Raw genomic sequence first — 26754 nt, forward strand, 5'->3', positions numbered from 1 at the left:
ACAGTGTCTCATGTGTCTCCTACAGCCGCGCTTGGGGGTGCTCGGCGGCGCTCCCACGCGGCGAGCGCGGCAAAGGCGAGGGTGCCGCTCGCCAGCATCCACAGGAAGGCGCCGGGCTCGCCGAGGGTCCAGTCGAGCAGCGCGAGGGTCGCCATCTGGACGCAGATCGCGGCGAAGGCGGCATGGCGGGCCCTGAGGCCGGCGAGCCCGGCGATGATCGGGACCGCGAGCACCGCGCCGATCGCGCCCGCGTCCATCACCAGCGCGCGCAGGCTCTCGCCGGACAGGGCGAGCCCGGCGGCGAGCGCGGCGGCGCCCACGGTGGCGGCGCGCGCGGCGCGCAGCAGGGCGAGGGGCGAGGCGGCGGGGCGGAGGCGGCGATACCCGCTCTCGGTGACGACCGCCGAGACCGCGAGCAGCGCGCTGTCGACCGAGGAGAGGATCGCCGAGACAAGGGCGCCGGTGAAGACGATCAGCAGCCAGTCGGGGAACAGCGCCTTGGCGAGGCTGGGGAGGAAGGCCTCGCCCGCGCCGAGCGGCAGGCCGAGCTGGGGCGCGAAGAGGCCGAAGCTGACCGGCACGAGCCCGGCGGCAAGGTAGACCCCCGCGCCCAGCAGCGCGCCCTTGCGGCCGACCTCGGGGGTGCGGGCGGCAAGGGTGCGCGAGATGGCCTCCTGGCTGACCATGGTGCCGATGATCGGGATGAGCCACAGCTCGGCGGTGTCGGTCCAGGTCTCGCTGGCGGGCGGGGGGCGCAGGGCGGTGCCGGGCAGGGCGGCCCACATCGCGGCCGGGCCTCCCGCCGCGGCGGTCATCAGGGCGAAGAGGATGGCGATGGCGATGAGGATGACGATGCCCTGGAGGATGTCGGTGACGACGTCGCCGGCGAGGCCTCCGAACAGGGTGTAGGTCATCACCAGCGCCGTCGCGCCGAACAGCGCGGGAGCAAAGCCGATGCCGGAGGCCGTGTCGATGATGGCGGCGAAGGCGAACAGCTGGGCGGCTGACCAGGTGGTGGCCGACAGCGCGATGACTGCGGCCGAGAGCGCCTCGGTCCGCCCGCCGAAGCGGTCGCGCAGGAAGTCGGCGAGGGTGATGAAGCCGCCCTCGCGCAGGGGCCGCGCGAAGAACAGCGCCACCGCGACGAGGCCGATGGCATAGGCGAAGGGCTCGGCCCGGGCGCCCGCGATGCCCTCGGCGGCGACCTCGGAGGAGGTGGCGATGAGGCTCTCGGCGGCGAACCAGGTGGCGAAGATCGACATGCCGATCGCGCCTGCCGAAAGGCTGCGGCCGGCGACGAGGTAGTCGGTGTCCGAGCGCGCCCCGCGCCCGACCCACACGGCAAGCGCGATCTGCAAGGCCACATAGGCGAAGATGAGGACGAGTGTGATGGCAAAGACCCCCGTGCGGTCCCGCAGGCCGCAGCCTCTGGTTAGCCCGCCTGCCGCGCCGCGCAAGGGGCAGGATGGCGCAATCGTCAGCCCGTTGCATCCGCCTGTGTCCGCGCGCAGTAGCTGCTCGCGGACGGGGACATGCACAAGGAGTGCTGCCGATGCCTTACCACACCATGATCGCCCCCCGCTGGCTCGCGGTCGCTGCCGCGCTCGCCTTTGCCGGCAGCAGTGTCAGCGCGGGCGAGATCAACTCGAACCTCCAGATCGAGGCGGGCCAGACCTTCCTCCTGGGCGGCGGACAGAAGGGCGCGCTGCGTGTGAAGGGCCGCAACACCGGCCCGGTGGCGGTGATCGTGCTCGGCCAGATCGAGGGTGCCGCGCCGGTGCTGCGCGGCACGGTGCAGCCCGGCGGCGATCTCGACGCGCGCTTCGCTGCGAACGAGACGGCGCTGCTGCGCAACACCTCGGACGTGACAATGGCGCGGCTCAAGCTGGTGGTGAGCGGGGATACCTCGGGTCTCGGGATGACCTACACGGCCAACCCCTGAGCGGCGCGTCAGTCGGCGACCAGCGCGAGTTCGACCATGCCGTGGCCGCGCGCGACGAGGCCGAGCTCGCTTGCTGCGGCACGGCTGACGTCGATCATCCGGCCCCGGGTGAAGGGGCCGCGGTCGTTGATGCGCACGATCACGCTGCGGCCATTGGCAAGGTTGGTGACCCGCACGCGCGTGCCGAAGGGCAGGGTGCGGTGCGCGGCGGTCATCGCGGCGCTATCGAACCGCTCGCCGCTGGCGGTGCGGCGGCCGTCGAACCTGGCGGCGTAGTAGGAGGCGCTGCCGCGACCGACGAGCGTGTCCCGGGGGGCGGAAGGGGCATCGGGCGCCGCGGTCTCCGGGGCGGCGGTGTCCGTCACCGGCGGGAGCGGGACAAGCTCGACTGCGGCAGTGCTAGTCGAGGGCTGCACGGGGGCATCGGGCGCGGCGGCGGTGGAGGCGGCGAGCGGGACAAGGCTGGCGAGCGCGCCAAGGATCCACACGGCAGGCCCAGGGCTCGCAGGGCGCCGTTCGGGCGCGAGGGCATCGAGGCCGTCTATGCGAATTCCCGTCCGCATGACAGCGCCGTTACAGTGCCCCTGCCGGCAAAGGCAAACCAGGTTAGGATTTCATCGCCCACCCGCTTCGCCTCGGGGCCGAGTTGCCCGCCAAACGCGATGAACCGTTCCGGGAGGCGAGGCCTTGCGGGCCCGATTTCAGGGTTTTGCCGTGGTTCGGCTCGCCGCAGGAGCGTCTGCGGCGCGGGCTTGCCGCAAATGGCAAATGGGGCCGGCATTGCTGCCGACCCCACTCTCACCGGCGTGTGGATGGTCCCTCCGCTTGCCCGGCCTCCGGCGAACCTTCGGCCTCGCTTTGCGTCTGGGGCCATGCTTGGCGCCCGATGTCTAGCCTCTCGCTGCCTGCGTCTTGCGACCGGCCCTGCCAGAGATTTGTCACCGGCGCTCGCGCCGGCATCCGGCCTTCGCTCCGGCTGGCTTGCGCGTCGCTCCGTCCGGCTTGCGCCTCGCCCAATTCGCCGCCGCGCCTTCGCTCCTGCCGAGGCCTCGTCCCTTTACCTTTTTGCCAGGGGCTGCGGCTGGGGGCTTTCGCCGTTCCGCTGCACTCGCCTCGGGCCAGGTTTTCGGCCTGTCCGGTGCCACCGCGTCGCTCCGACCCTTGGAGTGAGCCGACTTGCCTTTGGCCGAGGCCTCCTGCATGCCGTCTCCAGATCGGCGCGTGGACAGATGCCACCGCCACCCTCGGGATAAAATCTCCGGTAACTTCAAGGCTTTGCGGCCCTCCGTTCCCGTCACTTCCTATCCCGAAGACAAGTCGAAACTGCGCCTGAATCGGCGATCTGACAACATCGCGAAGGCGCAGTTTTCCACTTCGGCGCGATTGGCCTGTGGACACGAGTGGATAAGTCAACGGCTCATCGCATTTGCTGCGAAACCGTCGCGCGAGCGGGAACGGATCCGCCTTCAAACTGTCATGATAAGGCCGCCGAACCGCTGCGCACACCGCAGCGACTCGGTTTTCCCCGGTCCCGATGGCGCAATCAGGCGTCCCGGTTGCGGCGCGACAGGAGGCGCAGGCGCAAGCCGTTCAGCTTGATGAAGCCTTCCGCGTCCTTCTGGTCATAGGCGCCGGCGTCATCCTCGAAAGTGACGTGAGCCTCCGAATAGAGCGAGAAGGGCGACTTGCGGCCGACTACGCTTGCCAGCCCCTTGTAGAGCTTCAGCCGCACGGTGCCGGTGACCTTGTCCTGCGAATGGTCGATTGCCGCCTGCAGCATCTCGCGCTCGGGGCTGAACCAGAAGCCGTTGTAGATGAGCTCGGCATATTTCGGCATCAGCTCGTCCTTCAAATGCGCCGCGCCGCGATCGAGGGTGATCTGCTCGATCCCGCGATGGGCGCGCGCGTAGATCTCTCCGCCCGGGGTCTCGTACATCCCGCGGCTCTTCATGCCGACAAAGCGGTTCTCGACCAGATCGAGCCGGCCGATGCCGTGCTTGCGGCCGAGTTCATTGAGCGCGGCGAGGAGTGTGGCGGGCGACATGGCCTCGCCGTTCAGGGCCACGCCGTCACCCTTTGCAAAATCGAGCGTGATGTATTCGGGCGTATCGGGCGCGTCCTCTGGATTGACCGTGCGGCTGTAGACGTAGTCGGGGGTCTCCTCCCACGGATCCTCCAGCACCTTGCCTTCCGAAGAGGTGTGCAGCAGGTTCGCGTCGGTCGAAAACGGGCTTTCGCCGCGCTTGTCCCTGGGGACCTGGATCTGGTGCTTTTCGGCCCAGGCGATCAGCGCGGTGCGGCTGGTCAGATCCCATTCGCGCCACGGGGCGATCACCTTGATGTCGGGATCGAGCGCATAGGCCGAAAGCTCGAAGCGCACCTGGTCATTGCCCTTGCCGGTCGCGCCGTGGGCGATGAAATCGGCGCCGGTCTGGTGCGCGATCTCGACCAGGCGCTTGGAGATCAGCGGCCGCGCGATCGAGGTGCCGAGCAGGTAGTCGCCTTCATAGCGGGCATTGGCGCGCATCATCGGGAAGACGAAATCGCGCACGAATTCCTCGCGCACGTCCTCGATGAAGATGTGGTCGTCAGGAATGCCCATGGCGCGGGCCTTGGCGCGGGCGGGTTCGATCTCCTCGCCCTGGCCGAGGTCGGCGGTGAAGGTCACGACCTCGAGCCCGCGCTCGACGCTCAGCCACTTGGCGATGACGCTCGTATCGAGACCGCCCGAATAGGCGAGGACGACTTTCTGGGGCTGGGCCATGGGAGGGGTTCCTTGGGAATGATGTGGCGCGCCCCTAACAGCGCGGGGGCCAGGGGGCAATCGCGCTTTCGCCGCGCCTGCCGCCCGCGCCCTGGGGCGGACCACTTGGCAATCGCGCGGCAGGAATTACCCGATAGGCACCGCGCGCCGCGGCTCTTTCGGGCGCGGGCACGGGGGGCGATCTCGGTTTACGTCATCGCCGTGTTGCCGCTGATCGGGATCTTCGCCCGTCACGAGCGGAGCTTCGGTCCGGTGCGCGGCGGGCGCACCGTGCCGCGCCTGCGCGCGGTCTTTGGCGTGCTGGCGATCTGTGCCGGGCTTGGCGCGACTGCGGGGCTGACCATCACCAGTCCCGACAGCCTCTCGGGCATCCGCTGGTGGGTGATCGCGCTCCCGTTGGCGGGCGCTGCGCTGATGGGCTTTGGCCCGGTCTACCGCCCGCGGCAGAAGCCCGGCGCGCACGAGATGGGCTAGGCCTTCAGCAGATAGTCCCGCGTGATCGGCAGGGCGCGGCGCGAGCGGACGTACTGGATCTGGTAATTGCCCATGCCCCCATGCTCGAACACGGTCGCCGCGCCCGCGAGGTAGAACGTCCACATCCGGAAGAACTTCTCGTCATAGAGCGCAATGATTGTCTCGCGGTGCTCCATGCACCTGGCATACCAGGCGCGGATGGTGCGCGCGTAGTGGAGGCGCAGCGTCTCGATGTCGCTGGCGATGAGGCGGACCTTCTCGGAGGCCGCGAGCGTCTCGGAGAGCGCGGGGATATAGCCGCCCGGGAAGATGTATTTGCGGGTGAAGGCATCGGTGGTGCCGGGTGGGCCGAAGCGGCCGATGGTGTGGAGAAGCATCACCCCGTCCTGCGCCAGCAGCCTTGCGCAGGCCTCGAAAAAGGCGCCGAATTGCGCGCGCCCGACATGTTCGAACATGCCGACCGAGACGATCCGGTCGAACTTGCGGCCCGCAGCGGCGGTGTCGCGGTAATCCTCGAGGCTGATCGTCACCCGGTCCGCGACGCCCGCCTCGCACACCCGCTGGCGGGCGAGCATTGCCTGTTCTTCCGAAAGCGTGATGCCGGTGACACGGACATTGTGCGCGCGCGCCAGATGGATCGCCATCCCGCCCCAGCCGCAGCCGATGTCGAGCACGTCCTGCCCGGGCTCGAGGAGCAGCTTCTTCGCGATGTGCCTGAGCTTGGCTTCCTGCGCGTCGGCGAGCGACGTCACGCCCTCGGCCCAGTAGGCGCAGGAATATTGCCAGTGCTCGGCATCGAGCATCAGCGCGTAGAGATCATTCCCGATGTCGTAATGGTGGGCGACATTGCGCTTCGATCCGATCCGGTTGTTGATCTGTTCGGCAGCAAAGCTCGCCTTGTTGACGAGGTGCTTGAGCCGGCTCGGGCGCAGGGTGTTGTCGCCGCGTTCCCAGCGGTCGTTCATCCTCAGCAGGCCGACGAGGCCGAGCACGTCGCCTTCCTCGATGAGCAGACGCCCGTCGATGAAGGCCTCCGCCGCGCCCAATCGCGGATCGAGCATGATGTCCCGAGGCACCGCATTGTCGGTGAAGCGCAGAACGATTTCGGGGAAGCCCGCCGCGCTCGAGCCATAGGTGCTGGCCGACCCGTCGGCAAACACGACGCCGAGGCGCCCCTGCCTGACGGCGCGGGCAAGAAATCGGTCGAGGATGGGCTTGCTCATGATGCTCCTTTCTAGGATGCTTGCGAGGGTCGGCCTGGCCGGGAGCGCGGCTTCCGGAAAATCATCGACCTGGAGGGCAGCTGATGGGCGACGGGAAGACGACAATCACCGATGTTGCGGCCCATACCTTCATCGAGGGAGTCGAGCCGCCGGCCAAGCGCGAGGATGCCCGCGTGCTCGATGCGCTGTTCCGCAAGGTGACCGGCGAGACGCCCCGGATGTGGGGGCCGACGATCATCGGCTACGGCGAATATTCCACAACCTATGATAGCGGCCGCAAGGTCCACTCACTGCGCGTCGGTTTCTCGCCGAGGAAGGCGAAGCATTCGCTCTATCTGTCGGCAGGCTGCCACACCCCCGAGGACGAGGCGCGCCGCACCGAAGCGCTGGGGCGGCTGGGCAAGTTCAGCCAGGGGGCGAGCTGCATTTACGTGAACAAGCTCGCCGACATCGACCTCGCCGTGCTCGAGGCAATGATCGCGGACGGCTGGGCGGCGTCACTGCGCGACCTGCCATAAGAAAGGCGCGTCACACCCCGGCGTACCACTGGTAGCCGGCGTAATCCTCCCAGAAGCCGCCGCCGCCCTGACCGATCTGCTCGAAGCTCGTGACCGCCTCGATCGCCTGGACATATTTCGCCTGCTTGTAGCCCAGCTGCCGCTCGATCCGCATGCGGTAGGGCGCGCCGTTCTTTTCGGGCAGCGGCTCGCCGTTCAGCGCATGGGCGATGATCGTCTGCGGGTGATAGGCGTCGACCATGTCGATGCTCTCGTAATAGGGCTGGCCGCGGTAGAGATCGGCGCAGCGGAAGACGATGAACCTCGCCTCCTTCCGGACCTTCGCCATGTCGAGCAGGTGGCCGAGCTGCACTCCCTGCCATTCGCCGATCGCGCTCCAGCCTTCGACGCAGTCGTGGCGGGTGATCTGGGTGCGTTGGGGCAGTCCCTTGACCTCGGCAAGGCTCAATGCGAGCGGCTTGTCGACCAGCCCGCGCACTTCCAGCTTCCAGTCGGCAAAGCCCTGGGCGAGCTGGTCCTGGTAGAAGGGGTCGGCGACCGTCACCGAGCCGTTTCCGCGGAAGGTGGGCGAGCGCTGGTCGGGGCGGAACTCCTTGGCCAGCCCCTGCTTGCCCGCCAGCGCGCGGTGGAGCACGCGGTGGCCGTCTTCGGCGGCCTTGAACACCTCCTGCGTGGTCTCGCTGTCGTTGATCCGGGCGCAGGCCGAGGCGCCGAGGGCGGCCATGCCGGCAAGCAGCGAACGGCGCGGCAGGTCAGCCATGGGCAGGCACTCCTTCTTGGGCAGCGGGGAGGTTTTCGGGCTGGGGAGGGGGCGGCGGATCGCGATCGTCGCGCTTGCCCCCGGTGACCATCTCGAGGATCAGCCGCCAGTCGGTGACGGCGAGGAGGATGTGGATCACGAAGAAGCCGAAAATGCCCCAGGCGGCGATGAAGTGCAGCGAGCGCGCGCTCTGGCGGCCGGCGAACAGGTCGACGAGCCACGGTGCATAACCGCCCGATCCCGGGCTGATTGCAAGGCCGCTCAGCAGCATCAGTGGCAGGAGCACGCCGAAGACGCCGCCGTAGAGGATCTTCTGGACCGGGTTGTAGCCGTGATGCGCGCCTGCGCCCGCGCCCGAATGCGCCTTGATCGAAGCGATCACCGCGCCCGGCGTCCAGTCCCGGGGCGCGGTCATCAGGTCGCGGCGGAAGTGGCCGTTCCACAGCATCGCGATCCAGATGAACAGCACGCCGATGCCGAAGGGCCAGGCCATGGTGATGTGCCAGTCGCGCGCCAATGCGAGGTTGTAATGCCCCGGGATCGTCGCCCAGCCCGGAAAGCGGATCACGTGGAGCCAGGCGTCGGCCGGGTCGAAGCCGTAATGGCCCCAATAGAGATGCCGGTGAGCGTTGGAGATGTTGAGCCCGCTCATGAACAGCACGATGATCGCGATCGCGTTCACCCAGTGCCACAGACGGGTCGAAAGCGCGTGCTTGGTCATTCCTTGTCTCCCCCGGCCCCGTCGCGCGCCAGCCAGATCACGTCGCGCGGCTGGTCGAGCAGGTGCTGGCCGCTGTCGATGAACAGGCTCTGCCCGCTGGCGAGCGCGCCGCCGGCGAGAAACAGCGCGGCCTCGGCGATCTCGTCAGGCCCGGTCTTGCGACCGAGGAGGTTCATGCGGTGCGAAATCTCGGTCTCCTCCTCGCGCTGGTCGTGGCTCGCAAGCACGGCCCCCGGGGCAAGGCCATAGGCGCGCACGTTCCCCGCTCCATTGGGCCCTTCGAAATTCCCCTTGGCGAGCATGCCGATGGTGGCTGCCAGCGCGTGCTTGGACATGGTGTAACTGAAAAAATCGGGGTTCGCATTCTCGATTTTCATGTCCGTGACGTTGATCACGGCGCGCACGGCGTCGTGCCCGGCGGTGAGGGCGAGAAAGGCCTGGGCGAGCCTGGCTGGGGCAAGCGCGTTGATCTGCATCGCCGCCCGGTTCGTCGCCGGGTCGAGGCCGGTTACACTGTCATAATCAAAGACCGAGGCCGAATTGACGAGGCACCGCCAGCCGGGAAGCCTTGCGGCAAGCTCGGTGACGGCAGCGACGGCGGCCTCGTCATCGGCAAGGTCGAAGCCGATCACCGCGGCGCTGGGCAGCGTCGCGGCCAGTGCCTCGGCGGCGTTGGCGGAGCTCTTGTAATGGATCACCGTGTGCCAGCCCGCAGCGGCAAAGCGGCGCGTGATCGCCGCGCCGATACGGGTCGCCCCGCCGGTCACGAGAACGGCGGGGCGAGGGGTGCTGGTTGTGCTGCTGTCAGGGGAGAGGGGCATGCCAGCAGCGCTAACAGGCAGGGGCGCGCGCTTCAATCGGGGAGAGCGAGGGGACGCGCGCGCCCCACGGGCATCAGCGGCAGCGCAGCTCCCCGCGGTCGATCTCGCGGCCCAGAAGGCCGCCGCCGATCGCGCCGAGGACGGTGCCGACCGTGCGGTCGCCGCGGGTGTCGATGGTGCGGCCGAGCAGCGCGCCGACCCCGGCGCGGATGACAAGGCCCGTCGTCCCGTTGTCGCGGCGGCAATAGTAGCGGTCACCGTCGCGCCAGATGCGGTCGCCGCGGCTTAGGCGGCGCGGCTCGTAATAGCGGCCGCGGTCGTCATAGATGCGGTCACGCTTGCGCTTGCGGTGCGCGGCGGTGTCGTCGCCCGGCAGCGAGCTGGCCTCAAGGCCCGCAAAGGCGGACGGGGCGCTCGGCGCAGGGCGCGCCAGCGGCGCGGCCTCGGCGGGGATCGCCATCGGCAGCGTCATGGCTCCGGCGGCGAGGATGAGAGCAAATGTCTTCACGGCAGTTCTCCTTTCGGTTTGCCTGCGTTCGTAAGGGTATGGCTGGCATGGCCCCGCCAGCAGGGGAAGGAGGCGGGCGGCGGAGCGGGTATCCGGAGCGCCGGATACCCGCCTGCCATCAGCCTGCCGTCTTTTCCTGACGCGGTTTCGGCGCCGTCAAATGTTCCATCTGACTGGATACCGCTTAGCGGCAGCGCGCCTCGCCGCGATCCACCTCGCGGCCGAGCAGACCGCCACCGATCGCGCCGAGCAGCGTGCCGAGCGAACGGTCGCCGCGGGTGTCGATGGTGCGGCCCAGCAATGCGCCGCCGATCGCGCCGACCACCAGGCCGGTGGTGCCGTCATCGCGGCGGCAGTGGTAGCGGCCATCCTCGCCGCGCCACACGCGGTCGCGGCGGCTCAGGCGGCGGTCGCGCTGCCAGTCGCGGCGATCGTCGCGCCAGCCGCGGCGCTCACCCCGCCAGTCGCGGCGGTCGCGGCGCCAGTCGTGGTCATCGTCGTCCCAGTCGTCATCGCCATAGGCGGCGACGGGGGCATAGGCGGGGGCGGCGCTGTGGCTGGCGAACGGCGGCGAGGGGGCGCCGGGCAGCTCGGCAGCCTGCACCGGAGCGGCGAAGGCAGCCATCGAACCGGCGGCGGCAAGCAGGGCGAGGTGTTTCATGATCCGTATCCTTGTGGCGGCTCCCCGATGGAGCCTCGCTGTTATCGTTCATCAAACTCGAATGCTGTATGAACGGCACAGTGGGGAAACGGTTCAGGTTCGGCGCCTATTCCCGCCTTCCCTCCAGATCGCGATCATTTCTGCCAAGCTGCTGCTTTTGCGCGCAGTTTCGGGCTGAGCGGGGCGAGGGCGGCGAGCGCGGCGCGTTCCTGGGGTGTTGCCTTGCCGGCCACCAGTGCGCGGAACACCCGCGCGACGCTCCAATCCTGCGCGCCGAGCGACACCCTTTCGAGCGAATCGCCTCGCGACACTTCACCCGGCTCGATCACGCGGAAATACCACCCGCAGCGGCCCGAGCGGATGATCGCGGCGACCATGCCCTTGTGGCCGAAGCGGTGCTCGATCTTCCAGCACGGCTGGCGCGGCTGGCTGACCTCGATCAACGCAGTCCCGCAGCGGAAGCGGTCGCCGATATGGACGTGCTCCTCGGTCAGCCCGCGCACCGCGAGGTTCGAGCCGAAGCCGCCGGGCTCTTCCAGCGCCGGATGATCGCCGATCTCGCCCCGCCACCAGTCATGGTGATCGAGCGGATAGAGGTGGAGCGCCATCTCCGGCCCGCCATGGCCACGCCGGTCGGCCTGTTCGTCGGGTGCGAGGCCCTCGGCGTGGATCTGGACCGGACCCTCCTGCGGGCGCTTCTGGATCGCGCTGGTTTCGGCGCCCAGAAAGGGGCGGGCGGTGCCGGCGCAGACGGCTTCGATGGTCCAGCGGGTCATGCTTTCCTCACGATCAGGTCGATCCAGTCGCGCTCGACATTGTCGAAGCCGCCGCTGGTGTATTGTCTGGTCTCGGCAATCTGCCAGCCCGCAATGCCCGCATATTGCCCGATCAGCCAGTCTTCCGGGGGAAAGTTGTAAAACCGGCCAAGCGCATCGCGCCCCTCGGCCTTGCCGAGCTTGAAGCTGGCGAAATGCCAGCCCCCCGGCACAAGCGCATGGTGGATGCGCGCGAGCACGGCGCCAAGCGCCGCGCGCGGCACATGCAGCAGGCTCGCATGGGCCCAGATGCCCTCGTAGGCGGCCTCGGCCGCGAGTTCGCCGAAGGCCATCACCCGCGCGCCCACACTCCAACGCGCGTTGGCCTTGGCGACCATCGCCGGGGTCGCATCGGTCGCATCGACTGCGAACCCGCGCTGCCGGATGCGCGCCGCATCCTGCCCGCCCCCGCAGCCCAGTTCGAGCACCCGTCCGCCCGGCACCAGGCGGTCGAGGAAGGGATCGAGCTGGTAGCTGTGCGCCTGCCCGAACCGCAGCACATAATGCGGCGCGCGCGCCTGGTAGAAGGCGATGGTGTCGGGGTCGGCGTCCGGGGGCAGGCTCACCGGGCTCAGGGGGCCGCCTTCTCGAGCGGCATGACGTTGTATTCGCGCACCTCGGCCTGGCTGAGGCAATAGCGGGTCGAGGGATTGTCCTCGCTCTTCACCGCCTGCTGGCGGTACATGATGTCGGTCAGGAGCTTGCGGCTGACCCCCATGCGGATCAGGAAATCATTGTCCTCGCTTGCCAGCATCGCGGAGGATTGCTCGATGCTGGCGATGTATTCGGTAGTCGCCTTGCTGCCCTCGATCACCACCTCGTCGATCGCCGCGCGGTCGCCGGTGTGGGTGAACATGTGGACCATGAACACGCCGCCATCATCGACCACGCGCCGGTCGCCGCCCATGAACACGAAGTTGCAGGCCGAAAAGCACGCCCAGCCCGCCGGAATGCGGGTGAGCATGCCGCGGTAGGAACGGATCACCTTGCCCGCCTCGTTGCCCGCGCGGGCATTGCCGCCGCGGCTGCGCAGCCAGACCTCCTCGATTCGTTCGTCGGCCTCGATGGCGGCCTTGAGGCGGGCGGGAAGCGTCGCGTCGATCGCGCCTTCGGCGAGCAGCACGCGCTTGCCACCGCGGTCGGCAGGCGTGAGGGTCATCGCGGTCTTCGGGCCGAAGTCGGGTTCGGCCGGGCAGGTCGGGTTGTCCTTGTCCATCGGCGCCGCAGCGCCGGTCAGCAGCACCAGCGCAGCAAGCGCCGCGGCCGCGCGGACCATCACGCGACGATCGAATAGCGCGCCGCGCCCGGCGCACGGCACATGCGTTTCTCTGCACGGGTTTCCTCACCCTCGATGATCACGACATCGGTGACGGTGATGCAGTCGCGCGCGGCGCCGTCCTTGTCGCGGCCGGTGACGGTCGAGGTGCCGCTGACATTCTCGCGCGAGGCCGAGGTCCACTGCGCGCTCGCGCCCACTTCGGGCCGGGCGGCGGCGTCATCGGTGCGGGTGGCGGACAGGGTCGCCTCGGCGGCCTGCGCCTGCTCGGCCGGATCGAGCTTGCAGGCGATGCTTTCGGTGATCTGGTCGGAGAAGGAGGGCACCGGAACGAAGGAGGGCAGGCGCGCGCTGCGCGTCACCTCGTCGACCGCCCCGCCGAGCAGCCCGCCGAGCGCGCCGCGACCGCGATCGCCCTTCTTGCCCTTGCCGCAATTGTCGGCCTTTTCCGCCCCGCGCTTGCCGCTGCCGAGAATGCCGCTGAACTGCGCCTGCGCGGGCAAGGTGCCGGTGACGAGAGCAACCGCGCCGAAGGCGAGCGCGAGCCGGGATGCGCGAGATGCCACTATGATCCTCCCCAAGGGTATGCGCGAAGGTTACGCCCCGCGCTGCGCAGCGTCAATCGAGCGCGGCGGCGGCGGCGGCCTCCCGGTCTCGTTGCGCGCGGCTTTTCTTCTCGGCGGCGGTCTTCAATTGGCCGCAGGCAGCGTCAATGTCGCGCCCGCGCGGGGTGCGCACGGGGGCGGAGAAGCCGCCCTCGAAAACGATCTCGGAAAAGCGCCGGATGCGATCGGGCGCCGAAGTCTCGTAACCCGCACCCGGCCAGGGGTTGAAGGGGATAAGGTTGACCTTGGCGGGCAGATTGTATTGCCGGAGCAGCCTGACCAGCTCGCGCGCGTCATCGTCGTGATCGTTTTTCCCTGCGATCATCACATATTCGAAAGTGATGCGCCGCGCGTTCGAGGCACCCGGGTAATCGGCGCAGGCCTGAAGCAGGTCCTCGATGCCGTATTTCCTGTTCAAGGGCACCAGCTCGTCGCGCACTTCCTTGCGCACGCCGTGCAAGCTGACCGCGAGGTTCACCCCGATCTCCTCGCCGCAGCGCTCCATCATCGGGATGACGCCGCTGGTCGAAAGCGTGATGCGACGCTTGGAGAGGGCAAGGCCGTCACCGTCCATCACCAGCTTCAAGGCATCGCGCACGTGATCGAAATTGTAGAGCGGCTCGCCCATGCCCATCATCACGATGTTGGTGAGCAACCGGCCGTCGGCGGTGTAGTGGCCGGCCTCGTCGTGCTCGTCGACCAGGTCGGCGTCGCTCGCCATGCTCCCGCGCGGCCATTCGCCCAATGCGTCGCGGGCGAGCATCACCTGCCCGACGATCTCGCCGGGGGTGAGGTTCCTCACCAGCTTCATCGTGCCCGTGTGACAGAACGAGCAGGTGAGGGTGCAACCGACCTGCGAGGAGACGCACAGGGTGCCGCGCGTCTCGTCGGGGATGAAGACCATCTCGAAATCGTGGCCGTCGGCAGTGCGCAGCAGCCACTTGCGGGTGCCGTCGACCGAGTGCTGGGCCTCGACCACATCGGGGCGGCCGATCACGAAGCGTGTCGCCAGCCACGGGCGCATCGATTTGGCGATGTCGGTCATCGCCTCGAAATCGGTGACGCCCCGGTGGTAGAGCCAGTGGAACACCTGCTTGGCGCGCAGCTTGGCAGCCTTGGCGTCGAGGCCCGCTTCCTCGAACAGCTCGCGGATGCGCGGGCGGGGGAGGCCAATGAGGTCGACGCGGCCATCGGCGCGGGGCGTGATGTCGCGCGCGGCAGGCACCGGGTCGACGAGGCCCGGGATGGTCATGAGTGCGGTATCGGCCATGGACGCTCGGCCATATAGTGCGCGATCGCCGGTTTGGCGAGTCAGCGCTTGGCACACCCCACCGTGGCCGCGTCGATGGCCGTTGCCGCGCCGCTGAGCGTGTAGCGGTCGGTGAAGCCTGCGCCCGAGACGCTCATGCGGGCAGCGGAGCGCATCGCCGCGACAATCGCCGCATCCCCGCGCGCGTCCGCCGCCCAGGCATTGCGGCCCTTGGTGACGAGGGTGAAGCGCTTGTCGCCCACCGCGAGGCGCACCGCGCCCTTGGCGGGAACCTCGCGGGAGAGCACCAGATGCACCGCCCCGCGCACGCCCTTGCCCGGCCACAGCGAGACCGTCGCATAGGCGGGCGCGGCGGACTTTCCTTCCGCCTTGGCGATCGCATAGCACCGCGCCGGAGAGGCATCGCGGAACGCCGCCCAGCTCTCGAAGACCCCGAGACTGTCGCGCGCGGCCAAAGGCACGGCGGCCAGGACGAGGAGGGCGAGCGGCCAGAACCTAGTCATAGGCAATCGCCATCACTTCCCACTCGCGCGTGCCCGAGGGGAGGGCGACCACCCGGGTATCCCCAATGCTCGCGCCCCGCAGCGCGCGCGCCATCGGGGAGTTCCAGCCGATCAGGCCGCGCCCTGCGTCCTGCTCGTCATCGCCCACCAGCGTGACGGTCGGGCGGTTGTCGTCCTCGTCGGCGATGGTGACGCGCGCGCCGAAGAACACCCGGGCGCGGTCGACCTGCGCCGCCGGATCGACCACCCGCAGCACCTTCATCCGGCGGGCGAGATGCGCGAGCTCGCGGTCGATCTCGCGCATCTTCTTGCGGCCGTAGAGATAGTCGCCGTTCTCGCTGCGGTCGCCATTGCCGGCCGCCCAGCTGACGATCTCGACGATCGCGGGGCGCTCGGTGCCCAACAGATGGTCATAGCGCGCCTTCAAGGCCGCCATCCCCTGAGGCGTGATCGGAGGCCCCGCCGGCTTCACCAGCTGCCTCAGCGCAGGAAGGTGTCGACGGTGCGCGGCAGGCCCGCCTGTTCGGGATACATGTGCGAATAGGTCACCGCATTGCCGATCACCCGCATGATGTAATAGCGCGTCTCGAAATTGGCGGGGATCTTCTCGATCCATTCCGCCCAGCCGATCGCCCCGGTGCGCGGGTCGCCGTTCGCCCGCAGCCACTGGTTCACCCGTCCCGGCCCGGCGTTGTAGGCCCCGATGGCGAGCGGGTATGAGCCGCCGTAATAGGCCAGCATCCGCGCGAAATAGGCGTCGCCCAGCTGGATGTTGTAGGCCGGCGATCCGGTGAGATCGGCCGAGAGATATTGCACGCCGAGCTTGCCCGCCTGCTCGCGCGCGGTCGCCGGCATCAGCTGCATGATCCCGCGCGCGCCGGCATGGCTCTCGCGCGTGCGGTCGAACTCGCTTTCCTGGCGGCCGATGGCGTGGACCATCACCCAATCATTGACCGCGGGCGGTGTGGCGAGGGTGGGGAAGCCGATCCGTTCAAGTCCGGCAACCCCCGTCTCGCCCATCTTGAGGCCGAGCACCACGGCCATCTCGTCAAGCCCTGTCTCGCGCGCCAGCATGCCGGCCATCAGCAGTTCGGCAGGGGTATCGGCCTCGTCGCCCAGCGCCTCGAAGAAGCGCCGCTCGGTGCGCCAGTTGCGGCGGTTCGTGGCGAGGGCGCGGATCGCCTGGACGACCGGCCGTGCCTCGAACTCGGCGCGCTGCGAGGCGGCCATGGCGGGCTGGGGCAGGCTGGCGAAAGCGGGCATCGGCCGGCCGAGCGCGGACAGCGCGAGCTGGCCGTAGTAGTAATCGGGCCAGCGCGCGGCCATTTCGAACCAGCGCTGCGCCGCAGCCTGATCGCCCGCCTGACGCGCCGCACGGCCCGCCCAGTAATAGCCCTTGGCCTTGGTCAGCGGGGTCTTGGCCGCGTCGCCATAGCGCGCGAACAGGGGCGCGGCGCCGGCCCCGTCGCCCAGGCTCCACAGCGCCTTGGTGCCGCCCAGCCACATCAGGTCGGTAAGCCGGTCGCGCAGGGTGAAGCTGGTCTGCGACAGGTCGGCATCGGGGGCGAACAGGTCGCCGCTGCGAGCGGCGATCTGCGCGGCATCCGAAGGCCCGACATCATCGGCAAGGCCGAGCAGCTGGCCGACAAAGGCTTCGGGATCGAGCGCGGGGCGCACGAAGGCGGGGCGGCTGACAAAGCTGCGCGCGGCTTCGTAGTTCTGGCCACTCGAGCGCAGGAACTTCACCAGATTGAAGACATATCCCGGATCGGCCTCGGCGCCCTGCGGCACGGCGATCCCCGCAGCCTCGGGCCGGCTCCCGCGCAGCAACGAGAGGCGCGCCATCGCCATCGGGCGGGCGTCTTCGCCAAGATTGACCAGCTGGCGCGCGGCGGCGTCGGCCTTGCCCTGCCACAGCAGCGCATCGGCGCGCACGGCGTGATCCTCGGGCGTGAACTGCGCGCTGTAAAGCTGCGCGATGTAGAGCTCGACCGGGTCGGCCATCTGCCCGCCGCGCCAGGCCTTGCGCGCCTCGGTGAAGGCTTCGGGCCGCTGCATGGCGGCCAGCGCCAGCGCATAGCGGGCGCGGCCCGGATTGGTGAGCGGCGGGTTGGCATCGAAGAAGCGCACCACCTCGGCTTGCGAGGGCGCCTCGATTTCCAGAGCGGCTTCGGCACGCAGGCGCAGAACGTCGGTCTTGGGGAAGGTCGGATTGGTGAGCACGAAGCCCGCATAGTCGGCAAAGGCATAGCCGCGGTTGGCCTGGAGCGTTTCCCAGCGGGCGATCGCCGCATCGACATCGCCCGGCTGGCGCGCGACCAGATCCTGCCCTGCGCCCCATTGCTGCGCGGCTGCGGGCGCGCCCGCGCCGAGCACGCAAGCACCCAGAATCGCAGCATATATCCGGCGGGTATTCAAAAGCTTGCGGACCATGCTGGACATAGTGCCTACCGGCTCCTTATCAGGCGGTGAACGTGGAGGGGCGGGGGAGGGCTCCCACAGGTTTTTCTATCTAGCGATGAAGGCAGGACAATAGCAATGTTCAGCGGTTCGATACCCGCTCTGGTGACTCCTTTTCGCGGCGGGGCGTTCGACGAGGCCGCCTTCCGCCGGCTGGTCGACTGGCAGATCGAAAACGGCAGCGCCGCGCTGGTCCCCTGCGGCACCACGGGCGAGGCCTCGACGCTCTCCAACGCCGAGCATCACCGCGTGATCGAGGTGTGCATCGAACAGGCTGCGGGCCGCGTGCCGGTGATCGCGGGCTGCGGGTCGAACGATACGCGCAACGCCCAGCTCCATATGACCTTTGCCAAGAAGGCCGGGGCTGCGGCAGGGCTGTGCGTTGCGCCCTATTACAACCGCCCGAGCCAGCGGGGGCTGATCGCCCATTTCAGCTATCTTGCTGAAAACTGCGACCTGCCGATCGTGCTCTACAACGTGCCCGGGCGCACGGTGACCGACATTCTCGACGACACCGTGGTCGAGCTGGTGCGCAAGTATCCTGACCGGATCATCGCCATCAAGGATGCCTCCGGAGACCTCTCGCGCGTTGCCGATCACCGCATGGGGATCGGGCGCGAGTTCTGCCAGCTGTCGGGCAACGACGAGCTGTGGCTGCCGCACGCGGCGGCGGGCGGACGCGGGTGCATTTCGGTGACGGCCAATGTCGCGCCCAGGCTGTGCGCAGAATTCCACGAAGCGATTGCCGCCAACGAGCTGAAGAAGGCGCGGCAATTGAACGACCGCCTGTTCCCGCTGCACTACGCGATGTTCTCCGACGCTTCCCCTGCGCCTGTCAAGTATGCGCTCGCCCGCGTCCATGACTGGATCGGGCCCGAAGTGCGCCTGCCGCTGGTCGAGTGCTCGGACGAGGCCAAGCGCGCGGTCGACGAGGCGCTGGTGCTGGCCGGGGTAATCGAAGGGTAGGGCGCAAGGGTTGGCTTGCGCCGACCGCTATACCACCTCGTCCTCGTCCAGCAGCCGTTCGGCAAAGCCCTCCGGCTCGCTCGCCAGAATTGCTTCGGTGATGGTGTCGATCCGCGCGCCGACGCGTTCGGGATGGGGGATGGCGGCGATGTGGAACAGGGCGTCGCCCTGATGCACCACCGGCAGCGTGGCATGGCCGATGATGATGCCATCGACCGGGCTGATCAGTTCCTGCGCATCTTCGCCGAACAGCCCTGCCACGCAGGCGAGCAGGTCGCCCTTCCGGACCGGATCGCCGCTTTTGCGCACGCGGTGCGTCACGCCGCCGCGCGGGCTGCGCACCCAGACCGACTTGTTCGCCCGCGCCGGGATGCCCACCGCGCTGAGGCCGTCGTCGGCCTCGATCATTCCCAGGTGGGCGAGCACCCGGGTCACGCCCTCGACCCCTGTCTCGATCGACAGGCGATCGAACCGCAGCGCCTCGCCCGCCTCCATCAGCAGCATGTCGACGCCCTTCTTCTGCGCCAGATCGCGCAAGCTGCCGTCGCGCAACGGGCTTTCGATGATCACCGGCGCGCCGAAGGCCATCGCCAGCTCCACCAGCTTGCGGTTGCCTGCGGCAATACGGATCTGGGGGAGGTTGTAGCGGTGGATCGCGGCCGAGTGGATGTCGATCCCCAGCGAACAGCGCGACACCACCTCGCGGTAGAAGATATGCGCGAGCTGCCCGGCGAGCGATCCGCCCGCGCTGCCCGGAAAGGAGCGGTTGAGGTCGCGCCGGTCGGGCAGATAGCGGCTGTGGGTGATGAAGCCGAAGATGTTGGAGACCGGCACAAGCAGCACCGTCCCCGCCAGAGCCTCGGGCTGCAATTCCTGCGCCAGCCGCTGGATGATCGCGGTGCCGATGATTTCATCGCCATGGATCGCCGCGCTGACGAACACTGCCGGGCCCGCCTTCGCGCCATGCAGCACCCGCACGCCGAGCGACGAACTGGTGCCCGTGGCCATGGTCGTGATCGGAAAGGCGATATCGCTGTGGCTGCCCGGCGCGATGCTTTCGCCTGCGATGATGAACGGCTGCGGCGTCTCCATTGGCGCAATTCCCCCTGTAACCCCTCCGGCGATGCTACGCCCAGTGCGGCAAATCGCAAAGCCCCTCGCTTTTTGGACGCACAGCGCCTATGCCGCGCCGCCTTATGGCACGCCCCAAGCCCGTCACCTTCGACAAAGTGAAGATCGTCGCCGAGAACCGCCGTGCGCGCTTCGATTACCATGTCGAGGACGTCTACGAGGCCGGGCTCGCGCTGTCGGGAACCGAGGTCAAGGCATTGAGGGCGGGCGAGGCGAGCATCGCGGAAAGCTATGCCGAGGTGCGCGATGCGCAGGTCTGGCTGGTCAACGCCAACATCCCCGAATACTCGCACGGCAACCGCCTCAACCACGAACCGCGCCGGCCGCGCAAATTGCTGCTCCACGAGCGCGAGATCGACAAGCTGTTCGGCGCGGTCGAGAGGAAGGGCATGACGCTGGTGCCGCTCTCGATCTATTTCAACCGGACGGGGCGCGCGAAGGTCGAGCTCGCGCTCGCCAAGGGCAAGCAGACCCACGACAAGCGCGCCAGCATCAAGGAGCGCGACTGGAAGCGCGACAAGGCGCGCCTCATGCGCGAGCGGGGTTAGGAAAATTCACCGGGGCCATGCCTTCACCCACTGGTCACCTCAAGCGTGCTACCCATATGGACAAGATGCCTGCCTTCCCGATCCCCGCCGTCTCCGCAAGGACCCTTGCATGACAACGCCCCCGCCGCCAGCCAAGCGGGGCCTTGGCCTGCGTTCCAAGACCTGGGCGATGGACGTGATCCGCAAGAACACGCCGACCCGCGAAGAGATGGCGCAGAACAAGTATCTCGCCCCCATCGCGCACCGTTTCCTCAGCCCTGAATTGTGGCGCTTCACCCGCCGCTCTGTGCCGCGCGGGGTTGCTCTCGGGCTGTTTGCCGCGTTCATCATCCCGATCGGGCAGATTTTCCTGTCGGCCTTCCTCGCCTTGCCGACCCGCGCCAACGTGCCGCTCGCAGCGCTCGTCACCTTCGTTACCAATCCCTTCACTCTGCCGTTCTGGCTGGTGATCGCGAACCGCATCGGCGAGTTCTTCATGCGTTTCGACGCCGCCGGCGCAGGGCTCGCGGCAGCACAGGCCGACAGCGGCACCTGGGCGTGGCTGTCGATGGCCTATGAAGTCGGCGCTGCCACTTTGCTTGGCTATCTCGTGCTCTCGCTGCTCACCCCGCCGCTGGGCTGGCTGCTGTCGGGCTGGGTGTGGCGCGCCGTGGTGTCCCGCAAGCGCGCCAGACGGTTGAAGGCGATGGAAGCGCGGCTCGACCAGCGGCTCGGAGCGCAGTAGGGAAAGGGTTTCCGCGGCCCCGTCGGCCGTTATCCGAAGGAGCCTCCCCGTCTTGTCCCGCCGCCCCGGCTCTCCCGCCAACGACCTTGTCCTTGCCGATCACACCGGCAGCGCGACGGCTTTGCCGCCTGCGGGCCTGATCGCCGTGCTTGGCGGGGCGGTGCTGGCGAGCGGGTTGGTGCTGTGGCTTGCGACCGCCAGCTGGATCGTCGGCCTTGCCTTCGTGCTCGCGGCGGGCGTCCTCCTGGGCGGGATGGTGCTGCTCGAGAGCCTGCGCATCCGGCCCGCGGAGGGCAGCCTCGCCGCGCCCGACTGGAGCGTCACTGTCGCCGCGATCGAGCGCGCTGGCGAGGCGATCGCGATCACCGACCGTGCCAACCGCATGGTCTGCGCCAACCTGTTCTTCCTCGACAGCTTCGGTGCCGGCGCCGCGCCGCCTGCGCTGCCGATGGACCGCGCGGCGCTGGAGGCGGTGACGTTGCTCGCCCGCAATGCCTGGCGCGAAGGGACGGCGAGCGTCGAGGATGTCGAGGCGTCGGACGAGACCCGCTGGCAGATCAGCGCCACGCGCGCCGGGCGCGGCGATGATCACCTGATCTGGCGGCTGAAGCCGCTCGCGCGCTCGGGCGGGGAGAGCCTGCAGGCGCTCGATCTGGCCGGCCCTTTCGGCCGGATGCTGAGCCGCGCCGGGATCGAGAGCGCGATCACCACGGCAGAAGGCGTGATCCGCGCGGTCAGCGCCGGCTTTGCCGAACGCGCCGCGGGCGACGAGCGCGCCAGCCTTGTCGGGCAGGACTTCGTGAGCTTCCTGAGGTCCGACGAGCGTGACCGCATCTTCTTTGCCCGCGAGGGCCGCGGCGGCACCCCGCAGACGCTGGTCGATGTGCCGCTGGCCAATCCCGAGGAGCGGGTGACGGCTGCCGGGCCCGATGAGGCGACCTCGCTGATGCTGCTGATCGATTCGGGGGTGGGCATCGGTTCCGGCTTCGGCGGGGCCTCGCAGGCGGGGGTCGCGCAGCTCGACGCGCTGCTCGCGCAGCTGCCGCTTGGCCTGGCGATGACCGACCGCGACGGGCGGTTCCTGTTCGCCAACGAGGCCTTCCTGCGCAGCGTCGGGCGCGAGGGGCGGGGGCTGCCAGCCTTCCCGACCGATCTCGTAACCCGCGAGGACAAGGCCGCACTCTCCGATGCGGTGCGCCGCCACGGGCGCGGGCCCGCGACGAGCGGCGATGTCGCCGTGCGGCTCGCCAATTCACCCGAGGAGCCGGTCAGCCTCGGGCTTGCAGGCGTGCGTGGGCTCGGCGATGCGGCGGTGCTGCTCAGCCTTGCCGACACCAGCCAGGAGAACCAGCTCAGGCGGCAGGTCGCGCAGGCGACCAAGATGCAGGCGGTCGGTCAGCTCGCGGGCGGGGTCGCGCATGATTTCAACAATGTGCTGACCGCGATCATCGGCACCTGCGATCTGATGCTGCTGCGCCATATCCCGGGCGACAGCGATTATGACGACATCCAGCAGATCCGCGCCAATTCCAACCGCGCCGCCTCGCTGACCCGCCAGCTGCTCGCTTTCTCGCGCCAGCAGACCCTGAGGCCCGAGATCATCCAGCTGCCCGATGTGGTGAGCGAGGTCAGCCCGCTGATCAAGCGGCTGCTGGGCGAGAAGATCACCTATTATGTCCAGCATGACCGCAACCTCGGGCCGGTGCGCGCGGACCCGCAGCAGCTCGAACAGGTCATCATGAACCTTGCCGTCAACGCGCGCGATGCCATTCAGGGCAACGGGGGCCAGCCACGCGGCAACGGGCAGGGGCGGATCAGCCTGTTCACGCGCACCTTGCAGGCCAAGCAGGTCGTACAATTGGGCTCGGAGGTCTTGCCGGCAGCGGACTATACAGTCCTGATCGTGCAGGACACCGGCGGCGGCATCCCCCCGCATGTGCTGCCCAAGCTGTTCGAGCCCTTCTTCACCACCAAGGAGCAGGGCAAGGGCACGGGCCTTGGCCTTTCGACCGCCTACGGGATCGTCAAGCAATCGGGCGGGTTCATCTTCGCCGACAACATCGCTGACAAATCCGGCCACCCCACCGGCGCGCGCTTCACGGTCTATTTCCCGGTCCACCGCGGAGAGGTGCCCAGGAAGCGTCCGGTCCCCGCGCTGGTCTCCTCGGACTGGTCGGCAGGCGGCAAGGTGCTGCTGGTCGAGGACGAGGACATGGTCCGCACCGTCGCCGAACGCGCGCTGACGCGGGCGGGCTATGAAGTCACCGCCTGCGCCAATGGCGAGGAGGGGCTCGCGGCGATCATCGAGGGGACGAACCGCTTCGATCTGGTGGTGAGCGATGTGGTGATGCCCGGGATGGACGGTCCCGCCATGGTCCGCGCGATCCGCGCCAGGTTGCCGCACATGCCGGTGCTGTTCATGTCGGGCTATGCCGAGGAGCAGCTGCGGCGCGATATCGATATCCCCGATATGCACTTCATCGCAAAGCCCTTCAGCGTCGCCGCGATCGGCGACAAGGTCGGCGCGGTGCTGCGCGAGGCGCGCGCCAATGCCGGGGCGCAAGGCTAGGCGGCGGCGCGGAATTCTTGGCTGCCGGGCCACCATTCATCTTGGATAAAGCGGCAGTTTCGTTCATCCTCGCCCACGACGAGTGGAGGGGACGACATGACCAACCGTGCGATTATCGGCGCTTGCAGCATTGCTGCGGCGGTTCTGGCGGCAAGTGCCGCGGCGCAGACCGCGCCTGCGGGCGAGGCGGCGACCCCGGCCGAAACCGCTCAGGGCGACGTTGCGATCACGATCTACAATTCCAACCTCGCGCTGGTCCAGGACGTGCGCCAGCTCGCCATCGCGCAAGGGCGAGCCCGCGTCGAGTTCCCCGATGTCTCCGCCCAGATTCGTCCCCAGACGCTGAGCTTTGCCGCGGCGGGCACCACGATCATCGAGCAGAATTTCGATTACGATCTGCTCACGCCGTCCAAGCTGATGGAGAAGGCGATCGGCCAGACCGTCACGCTCCTTCGCACCAATCCCGCGACCGGCACCGAAACCCGCGAGCGGGCCAAGGTGCTCTCTGTCGCAGGCGGCACGGTGATCCAGATCGGCGACCGCATCGAAGTGCTGCGCGACGATGGCCTGCCGGTGCGCGTCATCTTCGACCGCGTGCCCCCGGGCCTGCGCGCGCGGCCCACGCTGTCGGTCAACCTCGATTCGACCCGCGCCGGCACCCGCCCCGTGCAGCTGCGTTACCTGACCGGCGGGCTCGGCTGGAACGCCGATTATGTCGCGCTCTACAACGAGAGCGCGGGCACGATCGACATGCAGGGCTGGGTGACGCTCACCAACAATACCGGCACCACCTTCCACAATGCCGATACCGTGCTGGTCGCCGGCGATCCGAACGGAGGCAACCGCCGCTCCTTCGGCGACCGCGGCATGACCCGCGCCGGGACCCAGACCGCCTCGCGCGAGCAGCTCGGCGATTTCTATCTCTACCCGATTGCGGGGCGCACCACGATCGCCAACGCCCAGACCAAGCAGGTCAGCTTCCTTGATGTGCAGGCGGTTCCTGCAAAGAAGATCTATTCGCGCGAGATCTATTTCCGCCAGAACGACGAGCAGCCGCAGAACGTCGAAAGCCGTATCGCCTTCTCGACCTCGCGCGATCAGGGGCTGGGCGATGCGCTGCCCGCCGGCACGGTGCGCTTCTATCAGCACGACCGTGAGGGCACACCGCAGTTCATTGGCGAGAAGGGCATCGGCCACACCCCGATGGGCAGCGATCTTTCGCTGGTGACAGGCGACGCCTTCGACATCACCGTCAAGGCCGAGGTCGAAAAGCGCGAGACGATCACCTCGGACGAATGGGAAAAGAGCGCGCGCTGGCGGGTGGTCAGGAATGGCGCGGTCGTCGAGCAGGGCACCCTCGAACGGCCCAAGACCTACTATCGCACCGTGATGCGCTACACCCTCACCAACGCCAAGCCCGAAGCGGTCGAGGTGCAGCTCACCCAGACCGGCCTCGGCAACAACTGGTGGTCGGATGATTTCCGCATCCCCGCCGAGGACATCAAGGGCGAACAGCTGAACGCCGACCGGCGGCGCTACATCGTCCCCGTCCCCGCCAATGGCGAGCGGGTGATCCGCGTGACCTACGAAACCCGCTACTGAGGCGCGGGCCATGCGGACCGCCGCTTTCCTGCTGGCAGGGCTGGGCTGCACGCTCGCCGCCCCGCTGTGGGCGCGCGAGGTGATCGATGCCTCGGCGCCGGTCGATCTGGCGGTGACGATCTACCGCGATCCCGACCGGGACCTCGAAGACGAACTCGACGCCGAGGATCCGCAAGGCCTGGCGATGATCTCCGAGACCCGCAGGGTGACGCTGCCCAGGGGCGAATCGACGGTCCGCTTCGAAGGCGTGGCCGAGGGGATGATCGGCGTCTCCGCGATCGTCACCGGGCTGCCCGGCGGCACGATCGAGAAGAACCGCAACACGCAGCTCCTCTCGCCCGCTGCGCTGGTCGACGGCACGCTCGGCAACCGGGTGACGATCACGCGGATGAACCCCGCCACCGGCAGGCAGGTCAGCGAAAGCGCCGTGGTGCGCACCCGCGCGGACGGCGGACTTGTGCTCCAGACCGCGCAGGGCTTGGAGGCGGTGCAGTGCTCGGGGCTCCCCGAGACGCTGACCTATAACCGCATCCCCGCCGGGCTCTCCGCGCAGCCGGTGTTCTCGGTCGACACCCGCTCGGACGAGGGGGGCACCTTTGACGTGACCCTCACCTATCTCGCCTGGGGCTTCGACTGGCAGGCCGATTACGTCGGCCGGATGACCGAAAAGCAATCGGGCGAGGAATTCGAGATGGGGCTGTTTAGCTGGCTCACCCTCGTCAACGACAACGGCCAGAGCTTCGACAACGCGCGGCTCCAGATCATCGCCGGCAAGCTCAATGTCGAGAGCGATTACGAGGGCCTCGCCGATCCGCCAGTGGCCGAGGGGCTCTATCTCACCTGCTATCCGCTCGGCAGCACTTCGGATGGCGAAGAACCGGAAATGTTCGTGCCCCCGCCGCCGATGGCGCCGCCCCCGATGATGGCGATGGACGCGCGCGAGGTCGTGGTGACAGGCGCGCGGCTGCGCACGGGGGCCGTCAGGGAGGAGGCCGTCTCGGTCGTCACCGCCGAGGAGGAAGACCTCGGTGACTTGAAGCTGTTCCGCGTGCCCGGCCGCGTTGACGTGTCGGCCAAGGGAATGAAGCAGGTCGCCTTCCTCAACAGGCAAGCGGTCAAGGCGCGGCTGCTCTACGAGACCCAGTGCGATCCCTACGCGTTGATCGACCCCGAAATCGACGAGCCGGACGCCGCCAATCTGCTGCTTGTGACCAAGAACGAGGACAGGAAGGGTCTCGGGATCGCACTGCCGCAAGGGCAGATGACGCTGTTCGAGCCGACCTCGCGCGGGGCCCAGCTCGCCGCGCAGACCAGTTTGCGCGATTACGCCCGCGGGCAGGATGTCGAGCTGGCGCTGGGGACAAGCGCGCAGGTCTTCGGGACCTGCGGCAATTACACCCGCAACAGGCGCAGCTCGAACCTCGCCAAGTGGTCGCCGATGCGGGCGGTGCTGACCAACGCCAACCCGCACCCTGTCACGTTGCGGCTGCAACTGGGCTGGGGCGGCGAATACGAGATCCGCCTGCCGCGCATGAAGCCGGTGCTCAAGAACGGCTGGCAGACAGTCGAGGTGATCGTTCCGGCCAACACGACGCAGACCTACGAATGGAAAGCGCGCGAGGCGACCCGTGAGTAGGATCGGGCCTTGAACCCCGCGCAAATAATTGGGGTGTATCCCCTTGACATACGTAACGCGGTCGGCATATGAATTTGCATGACGAAGCCGCTCACCACCGCCGCCTTCTTTCGGATGTTTCCGGATGATGAAACCTGCCTCTCGCACCTGTTCACGGTGCGGTTCGGGCAGGGCTACACCTGCCCTTCGTGCGAGCGCCCTTCGAACTGGTATCGCATCAAGGCCGAGCGCGCCTATTCCTGCCAGTGGTGCGGTCA

Annotated in this window: 28 protein-coding genes; 10 read left to right on the forward strand and 18 right to left on the reverse strand. The window is 68.4% G+C overall.

What is annotated here, in order from left to right; translation table 11 throughout:
• Positions 1-8: 8 nt before the first annotated feature.
• Positions 9-1364, reverse strand: a complete 1356-nt coding sequence (locus tag D620_RS0102150; protein ID WP_155799944.1) for a sodium:solute symporter family transporter — start codon at positions 1362-1364, stop codon at positions 9-11.
• 188 nt (positions 1365-1552) lie between these two features.
• On the opposite strand from D620_RS0102150, the gene D620_RS0102155 reads away from it, so the two are divergent.
• On the forward strand, positions 1553-1942 hold the full coding sequence (locus tag D620_RS0102155) for a hypothetical protein (RefSeq protein ID WP_017664138.1): 390 nt from the start codon (positions 1553-1555) through the stop codon (positions 1940-1942).
• An 8-nt stretch (positions 1943-1950) separates the two neighbouring features.
• Here the strand turns inward: D620_RS0102155 and D620_RS0102160 are convergent, their stop codons facing one another.
• A complete protein-coding gene (locus D620_RS0102160; protein WP_017664139.1) occupies positions 1951-2430 on the reverse strand; it encodes a septal ring lytic transglycosylase RlpA family protein in 480 nt (159 codons plus the stop codon).
• Between the two features lie 1055 nt (positions 2431-3485).
• Positions 3486-4706 carry an argininosuccinate synthase gene (locus D620_RS0102165; protein WP_017664140.1) on the reverse strand — a complete coding sequence of 407 codons (1221 nt, stop codon included), beginning with the start codon at positions 4704-4706 and terminating at the stop codon, positions 3486-3488.
• Positions 4707-4907: 201 nt separating this feature from the next.
• Here D620_RS0102165 and D620_RS0102170 point away from each other — a divergent pair, with 201 nt between their 5' ends.
• Entirely contained in the window at positions 4908-5180 is a 273-nt protein-coding gene (locus D620_RS0102170; protein WP_017664141.1) for a hypothetical protein, read from the forward strand.
• Here D620_RS0102170 and D620_RS0102175 read toward each other — a convergent pair.
• A complete protein-coding gene (locus D620_RS0102175) occupies positions 5177-6403 on the reverse strand; it encodes an SAM-dependent methyltransferase (protein ID WP_017664142.1) in 1227 nt (408 codons plus the stop codon). The genes D620_RS0102170 and D620_RS0102175 overlap by 4 nt on opposite strands.
• Positions 6404-6486: 83 nt before the next feature.
• Here D620_RS0102175 and D620_RS0102180 point away from each other — a divergent pair, with 83 nt between their 5' ends.
• Positions 6487-6921: a DUF1801 domain-containing protein gene (locus D620_RS0102180; protein ID WP_017664143.1), complete on the forward strand. Its 435-nt coding sequence runs from the start codon at positions 6487-6489 to the stop codon at positions 6919-6921.
• 10 nt (positions 6922-6931) lie between these two features.
• On the opposite strand, the gene D620_RS0102185 is transcribed toward D620_RS0102180, so the two are convergent.
• The 13 genes from D620_RS0102185 to D620_RS0102245 form a co-directional block, all read right to left on the reverse strand.
• Positions 6932-7681: a molybdopterin-dependent oxidoreductase gene (locus D620_RS0102185; RefSeq protein ID WP_017664144.1), complete on the reverse strand. Its 750-nt coding sequence runs from the start codon at positions 7679-7681 to the stop codon at positions 6932-6934.
• Entirely contained in the window at positions 7674-8402 is a 729-nt protein-coding gene (locus D620_RS0102190; RefSeq protein ID WP_017664145.1) for a cytochrome b/b6 domain-containing protein, read from the reverse strand. Before D620_RS0102190 ends, D620_RS0102185 begins: the two co-directional genes overlap by 8 nt.
• Positions 8399-9223, reverse strand: coding sequence for an SDR family oxidoreductase (locus tag D620_RS0102195; RefSeq protein WP_051020512.1), 825 nt, complete (start codon positions 9221-9223; stop codon positions 8399-8401). Before D620_RS0102195 ends, D620_RS0102190 begins: the two co-directional genes overlap by 4 nt.
• 73 nt (positions 9224-9296) lie before the next feature.
• The gene (locus D620_RS0102200; protein WP_026091886.1) at positions 9297-9731 is read right to left on the reverse strand and encodes a glycine zipper 2TM domain-containing protein; all 435 of its coding nucleotides are present in this window, start codon (positions 9729-9731) and stop codon (positions 9297-9299) included.
• A gap of 184 nt (positions 9732-9915) precedes the next feature.
• Positions 9916-10392, reverse strand: coding sequence for a glycine zipper 2TM domain-containing protein (locus D620_RS0102205; RefSeq protein ID WP_017664148.1), 477 nt, complete (start codon positions 10390-10392; stop codon positions 9916-9918).
• 134 nt (positions 10393-10526) lie between these two features.
• The gene (locus D620_RS0102210) at positions 10527-11168 is read right to left on the reverse strand and encodes an MOSC domain-containing protein (RefSeq protein ID WP_017664149.1); all 642 of its coding nucleotides are present in this window, start codon (positions 11166-11168) and stop codon (positions 10527-10529) included.
• Positions 11165-11773: a class I SAM-dependent methyltransferase gene (locus D620_RS0102215; RefSeq protein ID WP_017664150.1), complete on the reverse strand. Its 609-nt coding sequence runs from the start codon at positions 11771-11773 to the stop codon at positions 11165-11167. The genes D620_RS0102210 and D620_RS0102215 overlap by 4 nt, the downstream gene beginning before the upstream one ends.
• A gap of 5 nt (positions 11774-11778) precedes the next feature.
• Positions 11779-12483 (reverse strand): hypothetical protein, encoded by a 705-nt coding sequence (locus tag D620_RS0102220; protein WP_017664151.1) that lies wholly within the window; start codon positions 12481-12483, stop codon positions 11779-11781.
• Entirely contained in the window at positions 12483-13049 is a 567-nt protein-coding gene (locus D620_RS0102225; protein WP_017664152.1) for a hypothetical protein, read from the reverse strand. Before D620_RS0102225 ends, D620_RS0102220 begins: the two co-directional genes overlap by 1 nt.
• A gap of 52 nt (positions 13050-13101) precedes the next feature.
• Positions 13102-14358 (reverse strand): 23S rRNA (adenine(2503)-C(2))-methyltransferase RlmN, encoded by a 1257-nt coding sequence (rlmN, locus tag D620_RS0102230; RefSeq protein WP_017664153.1) that lies wholly within the window; start codon positions 14356-14358, stop codon positions 13102-13104.
• A gap of 41 nt (positions 14359-14399) precedes the next feature.
• Complete coding sequence (locus tag D620_RS0102235; RefSeq protein ID WP_017664154.1) at positions 14400-14861, reverse strand: hypothetical protein; 462 nt, start codon at positions 14859-14861, stop codon at positions 14400-14402.
• A complete protein-coding gene (locus D620_RS0102240) occupies positions 14854-15333 on the reverse strand; it encodes a GreA/GreB family elongation factor (protein WP_026091888.1) in 480 nt (159 codons plus the stop codon). The genes D620_RS0102235 and D620_RS0102240 overlap by 8 nt, the downstream gene beginning before the upstream one ends.
• Before the next feature lie 8 nt (positions 15334-15341).
• Positions 15342-17303 (reverse strand): lytic transglycosylase domain-containing protein, encoded by a 1962-nt coding sequence (locus D620_RS0102245; RefSeq protein WP_233991933.1) that lies wholly within the window; start codon positions 17301-17303, stop codon positions 15342-15344.
• 96 nt (positions 17304-17399) lie between these two features.
• Between D620_RS0102245 and dapA the strand changes: the two genes are divergently transcribed.
• Entirely contained in the window at positions 17400-18287 is an 888-nt protein-coding gene (gene dapA / locus D620_RS0102250; RefSeq protein WP_017664157.1) for a 4-hydroxy-tetrahydrodipicolinate synthase, read from the forward strand.
• Positions 18288-18314: 27 nt separating this feature from the next.
• On the opposite strand, the gene D620_RS0102255 is transcribed toward dapA, so the two are convergent.
• Positions 18315-19379: a succinylglutamate desuccinylase/aspartoacylase family protein gene (locus D620_RS0102255; RefSeq protein WP_017664158.1), complete on the reverse strand. Its 1065-nt coding sequence runs from the start codon at positions 19377-19379 to the stop codon at positions 18315-18317.
• Positions 19380-19483: 104 nt separating this feature from the next.
• On the opposite strand from D620_RS0102255, the gene smpB reads away from it, so the two are divergent.
• The 6 genes from smpB to D620_RS16925 form a co-directional block, all read left to right on the forward strand.
• Positions 19484-19966 carry an SsrA-binding protein SmpB gene (gene smpB / locus D620_RS0102260; RefSeq protein WP_017664159.1) on the forward strand — a complete coding sequence of 161 codons (483 nt, stop codon included), beginning with the start codon at positions 19484-19486 and terminating at the stop codon, positions 19964-19966.
• Positions 19967-20075: 109 nt separating this feature from the next.
• Positions 20076-20690, forward strand: a complete 615-nt coding sequence (locus D620_RS0102265) for a DUF2062 domain-containing protein (RefSeq protein ID WP_233991935.1) — start codon at positions 20076-20078, stop codon at positions 20688-20690.
• Between the two features lie 121 nt (positions 20691-20811).
• A complete protein-coding gene (locus D620_RS14480) occupies positions 20812-23259 on the forward strand; it encodes a response regulator (RefSeq protein WP_017664161.1) in 2448 nt (815 codons plus the stop codon).
• 96 nt (positions 23260-23355) lie between these two features.
• Positions 23356-24861: a DUF4139 domain-containing protein gene (locus D620_RS0102275; RefSeq protein WP_017664162.1), complete on the forward strand. Its 1506-nt coding sequence runs from the start codon at positions 23356-23358 to the stop codon at positions 24859-24861.
• 10 nt (positions 24862-24871) lie between these two features.
• A complete protein-coding gene (locus D620_RS14485; protein WP_017664163.1) occupies positions 24872-26497 on the forward strand; it encodes a DUF4139 domain-containing protein in 1626 nt (541 codons plus the stop codon).
• A gap of 114 nt (positions 26498-26611) precedes the next feature.
• Positions 26612-26754: transposase (locus tag D620_RS16925; RefSeq protein WP_420705276.1), on the forward strand; the 143-nt coding region annotated here is incomplete at its 3' end.

Origin of the sequence: Porphyrobacter sp. AAP82 (genome assembly GCF_000331285.1) — a bacterium.
Classification (GTDB): Bacteria; Pseudomonadota; Alphaproteobacteria; order Sphingomonadales; family Sphingomonadaceae; genus Erythrobacter.

Coding starts and splice junctions, on each gene's coding strand:
- D620_RS0102185 (WP_017664144.1), bottom strand. CDS start 7,681: ATGGCTGACCTGCCGCGCCGTTCGCTGCTTGCCGGCATGGCCGCCCTC.
- D620_RS0102190 (WP_017664145.1), bottom strand. CDS start 8,402: ATGACCAAGCACGCGCTTTCGACCCGTCTGTGGCACTGGGTGAACGCG.
- D620_RS0102220 (WP_017664151.1), bottom strand. CDS start 12,483: ATGGTCCGCGCGGCCGCGGCGCTTGCTGCGCTGGTGCTGCTGACCGGC.
- rlmN (WP_017664153.1), bottom strand. CDS start 14,358: ATGGCCGATACCGCACTCATGACCATCCCGGGCCTCGTCGACCCGGTG.
- D620_RS0102255 (WP_017664158.1), bottom strand. CDS start 19,379: ATGGAGACGCCGCAGCCGTTCATCATCGCAGGCGAAAGCATCGCGCCG.
- smpB (WP_017664159.1), top strand. CDS start 19,484: ATGGCACGCCCCAAGCCCGTCACCTTCGACAAAGTGAAGATCGTCGCC.
- D620_RS0102205 (WP_017664148.1), bottom strand. CDS start 10,392: ATGAAACACCTCGCCCTGCTTGCCGCCGCCGGTTCGATGGCTGCCTTC.
- D620_RS0102235 (WP_017664154.1), bottom strand. CDS start 14,861: ATGACTAGGTTCTGGCCGCTCGCCCTCCTCGTCCTGGCCGCCGTGCCT.
- D620_RS0102155 (WP_017664138.1), top strand. CDS start 1,553: ATGCCTTACCACACCATGATCGCCCCCCGCTGGCTCGCGGTCGCTGCC.
- D620_RS0102275 (WP_017664162.1), top strand. CDS start 23,356: ATGACCAACCGTGCGATTATCGGCGCTTGCAGCATTGCTGCGGCGGTT.
- D620_RS0102165 (WP_017664140.1), bottom strand. CDS start 4,706: ATGGCCCAGCCCCAGAAAGTCGTCCTCGCCTATTCGGGCGGTCTCGAT.
- D620_RS0102210 (WP_017664149.1), bottom strand. CDS start 11,168: ATGACCCGCTGGACCATCGAAGCCGTCTGCGCCGGCACCGCCCGCCCC.
- D620_RS0102195 (WP_051020512.1), bottom strand. CDS start 9,223: ATGCCCCTCTCCCCTGACAGCAGCACAACCAGCACCCCTCGCCCCGCC.
- D620_RS14485 (WP_017664163.1), top strand. CDS start 24,872: ATGCGGACCGCCGCTTTCCTGCTGGCAGGGCTGGGCTGCACGCTCGCC.
- D620_RS0102175 (WP_017664142.1), bottom strand. CDS start 6,403: ATGAGCAAGCCCATCCTCGACCGATTTCTTGCCCGCGCCGTCAGGCAG.
- dapA (WP_017664157.1), top strand. CDS start 17,400: ATGTTCAGCGGTTCGATACCCGCTCTGGTGACTCCTTTTCGCGGCGGG.
- D620_RS0102180 (WP_017664143.1), top strand. CDS start 6,487: ATGGGCGACGGGAAGACGACAATCACCGATGTTGCGGCCCATACCTTC.
- D620_RS0102265 (WP_233991935.1), top strand. CDS start 20,076: ATGACAACGCCCCCGCCGCCAGCCAAGCGGGGCCTTGGCCTGCGTTCC.
- D620_RS0102245 (WP_233991933.1), bottom strand. CDS start 17,303: ATGTCCAGCATGGTCCGCAAGCTTTTGAATACCCGCCGGATATATGCT.